This is a genomic window from Pseudomonas sp. (assembly GCF_037994325.1).
Taxonomy (GTDB): domain Bacteria; phylum Pseudomonadota; class Gammaproteobacteria; order Pseudomonadales; family Pseudomonadaceae; genus Aquipseudomonas.
Map to the genome: position 1 here is coordinate 1 of NZ_JBBNAH010000163.1, position 3,274 is coordinate 3,274.

Consider the following 3,274-nt stretch of genomic DNA (forward strand, 5'->3'; position numbering starts at 1 on the left):
GATGCCTTGAGCAACAGCCTTGGAATCGAGGTCGTCCATGCCTTCTTGAGCCAGGCTTTTGCCCATGTTCAAGCCGATGCCGTAAGAGGCTTTTTGCGCGGGGGTTTTCAGCTCTACGCTGGTTTGCGAATCGCAACCTGCGAGCACCAGGCCCACCAAGGCCACCGCCGCCGCTAAACGATGTTGTCTCATGCTATTTCCTTGTTCGTGCGCTAAAGAGGGCAATCGAGTGAAGCTGCGAGCTTAGCAGGCTGCCTGGATCACTGGCTACGGGGATACGAACCAGAAAAGTGGCATAAGTTCAGGCATGCAAACGGAATTTTTCCCGAGATGCACGTGGAAAAGTCTCAGGCAAAAATCGCGAAAGGCATAAGCCAGAAGCACGCTAAACAGTCTGCAGCGCGACCTATATATAGAAGGGAAAAATGAGATGTGCAGAAACGAAAAAAGCGACCCTAAGGTCGCTTTCTAAGCGCTCACTCTACTTCAGTCTGTAGAGGAGCTAAATATGGCGCAGCGGACGGGACTCGAACCCGCGACCCCCGGCGTGACAGGCCGGTATTCTAACCGACTGAACTACCGCTGCGCGTAACCTCAAGATTGGTGGGTGATGACGGGATCGAACCGCCGACCCTCTGCTTGTAAGGCAGATGCTCTCCCAGCTGAGCTAATCACCCTTCACTCTCGAAGTGGGGCGCATGATACGTAGCGATCCTCACCCTGGCAAGCCCTTTTTAAAATAATTTTTACTGACGTTCCAAAGGCTTAGCGCAGGGTTGGACAATGGCGCCCAGGGGGGAATAATGCGCGCTTTGCGAAAAATGGAGTTCCCCCCTCATGTGGTTCCGTAACCTGCTCGTCTATCGCCTCACCCAAGATCTGCCCTTCGATGCGCAAGCCCTGGAAACCGCACTGGCTGCCAAACCTGCCCGCCCCTGCGCCAGCCAGGAACTGACCACCTACGGTTTCGTCGCGCCGTTTGGCAAAGGCGAAGACGCGCCTTATGTGCACGTCAGCGGCGACTTCATGCTGATTGCCGCCCGTAAAGAAGATCGCATTCTGCCCGGCAGCGTTGTACGTGACGCGGTGAAAGAGAAGGTCGACGAGATCGAGGCCGAGCAAATGCGCAAGGTCTATAAGAAGGAGCGCGACCAGATCAAGGATGAAATCATCCAGGCCTTTTTGCCGCGCGCCTTTATTCGCCGCTCTTCGACCTTCGCCGCCATCGCGCCAAAACAGGGTTTGATTCTGGTCAACTCTGCCAGCCCGAAACGCGCCGAAGACCTGCTCTCCACCCTTCGTGAAGCCATTGGCTCGCTGCCGGTTCGCCCATTGACCGTGAAGGTCGCGCCGACCGCCACCCTTACCGACTGGGTGAAAACCCAAACTGCCGCTCCAGGCTTCCATGTGCTGGACGAATGCGAACTGCGCGACACCCAGGAAGATGGCGGCATCGTGCGCTGCAAACGTCAGGACCTGACCAGCGAAGAAATCCAGCTGCACCTGTCCTCTGGCAAGTTCGTCACCCAACTGTCGCTGGCTTGGGAAGACAAGCTGTCCTTTGTGCTCGACGACAAAACCACCATCAAGCGCCTGCGTTTTGAAGACCTGCTCACCGACCAGGCTGAACAAGACGGTGGCGATGAAGCCCTGGGCCAATTGGATGCCAGCTTCACCTTGATGATGATGACGTTCACCGAATTCCTGCCGCAGCTGTTCGAAGCCCTCGGCGGCGAAGAAATGCCGCAAGGCATCTAACCCGTTCAGACCTGTGGAAAACACCATGCGCGCACTGGCAGCACTTAGCCGTTTTGTCGGCAACACCTTCGCTTACTGGGTGCTGCTGTTTGCACTAGTGGCCTTCCTGCAGCCCGAATGGTTTGTCGGCCTGAAGGTGGCCATTGTGCCGCTGCTGGGCGTGGTGATGTTTGGCATGGGCCTGACCCTCAAGCTCGATGACTTCGCCGAGGTCGCCCGCCATCCGTGGCGCGTGGCCCTCGGCGTAGTGGCCCACTTTGTGATCATGCCCGGCGTGGCCTGGTTGCTGTGCCAGGTTTTCCACCTGCCGGCAGAAATTGCCGTTGGTGTGATTCTGGTCGGCTGCTGCCCAAGCGGCACCGCCTCAAACGTAATGACCTGGCTGGCCAAGGGCGACCTGGCGTTGTCGGTGGCGATTGCCGCTGTCACTACCCTGCTCGCTCCGCTACTGACGCCAGCGCTGATCTGGCTGCTGGCATCGGCCTGGTTGCCGGTGTCGTTTGCCGATCTGTTCTGGTCGATTCTGCAAGTGGTGCTGTTGCCCATCGTGCTCGGCGTGGTGGCTCAGCGGCTGCTCGGTGAGCGGACCAAACTGGCTGTCGATGTACTGCCGCTGGTGTCGGTGGTGAGCATTGTGTTGATCGTCAGCGCCGTGGTGGCGGCCAGCCAGGCGAAGATCGCCGAGTCAGGTCTGCTGATTATGGCGGTGGTAATTCTGCACAACAGCTTTGGCTTTTTGCTCGGTTATTTCACTGGCAAGGTGTTCAAACTGCCGCTGGCGCAACGCAAATCCCTGGCCCTGGAAGTGGGCATGCAGAACTCCGGTTTAGGTGCGGCATTGGCCAGTGCGCATTTCTCACCATTGGCCGCAGTACCTAGTGCCCTGTTCAGTGTGTGGCACAACATCTCCGGTGCGCTGCTGGCCACTTACTTCCGGCGTATGGAAGAAGACGGCAGCACAATCATTGGCGAAGAAAAGCCGACTCAACCCTGACCACTTGATCAATTAAATGGCTGCCCAGGCTTGCTCCTGGGCGATCTTTGTGCAAAATACTGCACAACCTGAGGACGACCTCAGGTCTGCCTTAGATCGGGGACGACCCCACTTGCAGTGGAAGTAGTCCTATGTCGTGGATCATTCTGTTTGTCGCTGGCCTGTTCGAAGTGTGCTGGGCCATCGGCCTGAAATACACCGACGGCTTTAGCCGCCCCCTCCCTACCGCTCTTACCGTTGGCGCCATGCTCATCAGCCTGGGCCTGCTTGGCCTGGCCATGAAAGAGCTGCCGTTGGGTACTGCCTATGCGATATGGACGGGGGTTGGCGCGGTAGGCACCGTCATCGCCGGGATCATCTTGTTTGGTGAGGCCGTGACGCTTATTCGGTTGGGTAGCGTAGCGTTGATTGTGTGCGGTTTGATTGGCCTAAAGCTCAGCCACTGACGCGCACACCCTTGTGCATGCGTTGCGATTGGTGTTCGTCAGCTTGACTCGTCGTCCCCGCGCAGGCGGGGACCCA

At 57.8% G+C, this 3,274-nt stretch carries 4 protein-coding genes and 2 tRNA genes; 3 read left to right on the forward strand and 3 right to left on the reverse strand.

Going from position 1 to position 3,274, the window contains the following annotated elements:
* The 3 genes from AAAB16_RS05495 to AAAB16_RS05505 form a co-directional block, all read right to left on the reverse strand.
* Positions 1 to 192, reverse strand: a 192-nt coding sequence (locus AAAB16_RS05495) for an FKBP-type peptidyl-prolyl cis-trans isomerase N-terminal domain-containing protein (RefSeq protein ID WP_340662431.1), incomplete at its 3' end; no start/stop codon positions are given.
* Positions 193 to 509: 317 nt separating this feature from the next.
* Positions 510 to 586: transfer RNA gene (locus tag AAAB16_RS05500), tRNA-Asp, on the reverse strand.
* 15 nt (positions 587 to 601) lie between these two features.
* Positions 602 to 677 (reverse strand) — tRNA-Val (locus AAAB16_RS05505).
* Positions 678 to 837: 160 nt separating this feature from the next.
* On the opposite strand from AAAB16_RS05505, the gene rdgC reads away from it, so the two are divergent.
* The 3 genes from rdgC to sugE all read left to right on the forward strand — a co-directional run bounded on the left by rdgC (position 838) and on the right by sugE (position 3,198).
* A complete protein-coding gene (gene rdgC, locus AAAB16_RS05510) occupies positions 838 to 1,758 on the forward strand; it encodes a recombination-associated protein RdgC (protein ID WP_110616266.1) in 921 nt (306 codons plus the stop codon).
* 25 nt (positions 1,759 to 1,783) lie between these two features.
* Positions 1,784 to 2,752, forward strand: a complete 969-nt coding sequence (locus tag AAAB16_RS05515; protein WP_340662432.1) for a bile acid:sodium symporter family protein — start codon at positions 1,784 to 1,786, stop codon at positions 2,750 to 2,752.
* Between the two features lie 131 nt (positions 2,753 to 2,883).
* Complete coding sequence (gene sugE / locus AAAB16_RS05520; RefSeq protein ID WP_340662433.1) at positions 2,884 to 3,198, forward strand: quaternary ammonium compound efflux SMR transporter SugE; 315 nt, start codon at positions 2,884 to 2,886, stop codon at positions 3,196 to 3,198.
* Positions 3,199 to 3,274: the final 76 nt, after the last annotated feature.